This is a genomic window from Nocardioides sp. B129/18 (assembly GCF_055282735.1).
In genome coordinates, this window is the sequence record NZ_JBUZJI010000020.1 from 75,355 (window position 1) to 78,283 (window position 2,929).

The following is a 2,929-nucleotide window of genomic DNA, read 5'->3' on the forward strand; positions in this document are numbered from 1 at the left end:
TGGAGCGCCGCGAACCTGCGAGACACGCCGCACCGGGGTCAGTTACCCGGTCAGCCGGGTAATCGGGGCCTGCCCGCGCCGGCACCGGCCCTGTCCACGCGAGACCAGCGATGCGGGCCGACGACCGCGACCTCTCTAGGCTGGGAGACGTGAAGGTGCTGCTGCTGGAGAACATCCACCCGGTCGCCGTCGAGGTCCTGGAGGCCCGCGGCTTCGAGGTCGAGCTGCTGTCGGGCTCCCTCTCGGAGGACGAGCTGATCGCGCGCCTGCCCGGCGTCAGCCTGCTCGGCATCCGCTCCAACACCACCGTCACCGAGCGCGTCCTGGAGTCGGCGCCGGAGCTGCTGGCCGTCGGCTGCTTCTGCATCGGCACCAACCAGGTCGACCTCAAGGCCGCCGCCGCCCGCGGCGTCGCGGTCTTCAACGCGCCCTACTCCAACACCCGCAGCGTCGTGGAGCTGGTGATCGGCGAGATCATCGCGCTGGCCCGTCGCCTCCACGAGAAGTCCGACAAGATGCACGCCGGCGTGTGGGACAAGTCGGCCAAGGGCAGCCACGAGGTCCGCGGCCGGACGCTGGGCATCGTCGGCTACGGCAACATCGGCACCCAGCTCTCGAACCTCGCCGAGGCGCTCGGCATGCGGGTGATCTTCTTCGACTCCGCCGACCGCCTGGCCCACGGCAACGCCCAGCGCATGCGCACCCTCGAGGAGCTGCTCGCGAAGGCCGACGTCGTCAGCCTCCACGTCGACGGCCGCCCCGGCAACGCCGGCCTCTTCGGCGCCGAGCAGTTCGCGGCGATGAAGCCGCGGGCGTTCTTCATCAACGCCGCGCGCGGCATGGTCGTCGACACCGAGGCCCTGCGCCAGCACATCCTCTCCGGCCACATCGCCGGCGCCGCGCTCGACGTCTTCCCGATCGAGCCGAAGGCCCAGGGCGACGCGTTCGAGTCGCCGCTGCGGGGCCTGGACAACGTCATCCTGACCCCGCACGTGGGCGGCTCCACCCAGGAGGCCCAGGAGGAGATCGGCTACTTCGTGGCCGGCAAGCTCGGCGGCTTCGCGCTCGAGGGCCGCACCGAGCTGTCGGTGAACCTGCCGGCCGTGCTCGCCCCCGCGCTCGCCGAGGGTCACCGCATCGGCTTCCTGCACGTCAACGTCCCCGGCGTGCTGGCCCGCGTCAACCAGCTGCTGGCGGCCTCCGGCGCCAACATCACCGGCCAGTACCTCGCCACGTCCGGCGAGCAGGGCTACGTCGTCACCGACGCCACCGAGCCGCTCTCCGAGGCCTCCCTGGCCGAGCTCGCCGCCGACGAGCAGTGCCTGTGGGTCCGCACCTGGTCGGCGTGAGGTCACGGTGGTCGGCGTGCCGAAGGTGAGCGTCCCCGGGCTGGGCGGCGTCCGCGACCGTCTGGGCGCGGCGCTGTTCGAGCGCGTCGCCGGCCCCGACGGGCCGCGCCAGCGCGACCGCATCCACGGCCGCCCCGGACCCCGCTGGTTCGCCCCCGACAGCGCGATCGCGCAGGTCCACGGCGACGCCTCGATGTTCGTCGGCGGCATCCGCGCGCTGATGCTGCAGTCGCTGCACCCCATGGCGATGCGCGCGGTCGCCGAGCACTCCGGCTACCGCGGCGACATGTGGGGCCGCCTGGCCCGCACCAGCACCTTCCTCGCCGTCACGACCTTCGGCCACGAGGACGACGCGCAGGCGGCCGTCGACGCCGTGCGCCGCATCCACAGCCGCGTCACCGGCACCATGCCCGACGGCACCCCCTACCGCGCCGACGACCCCCACCTGCTCACGTGGGTGCACTGCGCGGAGGTCGACAGCTTCCTGCTGGCCCACCAGACCTACGGCGCCCGGCCCCTCGACGACGCCCGCCGCGACGAGTACCTCGCGCAGACCGCCGAGGTCGCGCGTCGTCTCGGGGCGATCGACCCGCCCACCACCTACGCCGCGCTCCAGGAGCGTCTCGCCGCCTACCGCCCCGAGCTGCGGGCCACCCCCGAGGCCCGCGAGGCCATCGGCTTCGTGCTGTGGCGCCCGCCCCTGCCGCTGCCGGCCCGGCCCGCGTACGGCGTGCTGGCGGCGGCCGCCGTCGGCCTGATGCCGTGGTGGAGCCGCGCGGGCCTGCGCCTGCCGCTGCTGCCGGTCTCCGAGCGCACCGTGGTGCGGGTGCTCGGCTCGGCGGCCGTCGGCACGATCCGCTGGGCGATGACCCCGCCCGCCGCCTGAGCCGTTCGTCCGGTCGAGGCCGGACCCCCTCCGTTCGGACCATGCGGGGTGGCCCGGCCGCGCCGGGCGGGTCCGTCGCATCGACGGGCGCGCGGGCGGCGGGTCGCCGCCTAGGTTCGCACCACCGGCCGCGGCCGGTGTGCGGGGCGACGTGGGGAGTCCCGCCTGAGGGGGGAGGCGTCGTGGACGCACCATCGGTGGAGATCAGGGTGAGGGCCGTGCGGCCGGGGCCGTCGCTGCTGCGACTGCGCTGGACGCACGAGGGACGCGTGCTCGGCGAGCGTCGCCTGCTCGGCGACCTCGCGGTGCTGCACGTCCCCCCGGGCCGGGTCGTCGTCGAGCTGCTCGACGAGCGCGCACCGCACGATCCTCGCCGGCAGGCGCCGGCCCGCAGGATCGTGCAGGCCCGGGCCGGTGAGCGCCACGACGTCCTCCTCGTCCTCCGCCGGGGCGCCAGCGTGCGCGCCGAGGTGCGCGACCAGCGCGGCGCTCCGGCCCGGTTCGCCGAGGTGGACGTCCTGCTGGCCGACGGCTCGCACCGCACCGCCCGCGCCGACGGCCAGGGCGTCGTCGTGGTCGGCGGTCTGCACGCGGGGCCGGTGCGCCTGCGCGCCCGGCGGCGGGGCCGCGCGTCGGCCGCCACGTCCCTGACGCTGCGGCCCGGACAGGCCCACCCGGCCCTGCTGGTGCTCAC

The 2,929-nt window shown here is 75.3% G+C and carries 3 protein-coding genes; all 3 read left to right on the forward strand.

Annotation, left to right across the window (positions count from 1 at the left end):
* The first annotated feature begins 149 nt into the window (after positions 1-149).
* Complete coding sequence (gene serA / locus ACZDWJ_RS14390) at positions 150-1,349, forward strand: phosphoglycerate dehydrogenase (RefSeq protein WP_463521829.1); 1,200 nt, start codon at positions 150-152, stop codon at positions 1,347-1,349.
* 16 nt (positions 1,350-1,365) lie between these two features.
* Positions 1,366-2,235 carry an oxygenase MpaB family protein gene (locus ACZDWJ_RS14395; protein ID WP_463521831.1) on the forward strand — a complete coding sequence of 290 codons (870 nt, stop codon included), beginning with the start codon at positions 1,366-1,368 and terminating at the stop codon, positions 2,233-2,235.
* A gap of 218 nt (positions 2,236-2,453) precedes the next feature.
* Positions 2,454-2,929 (forward strand): carboxypeptidase regulatory-like domain-containing protein (locus ACZDWJ_RS14400; protein ID WP_463521833.1); only part of this gene is annotated, 476 nt, incomplete at its 3' end.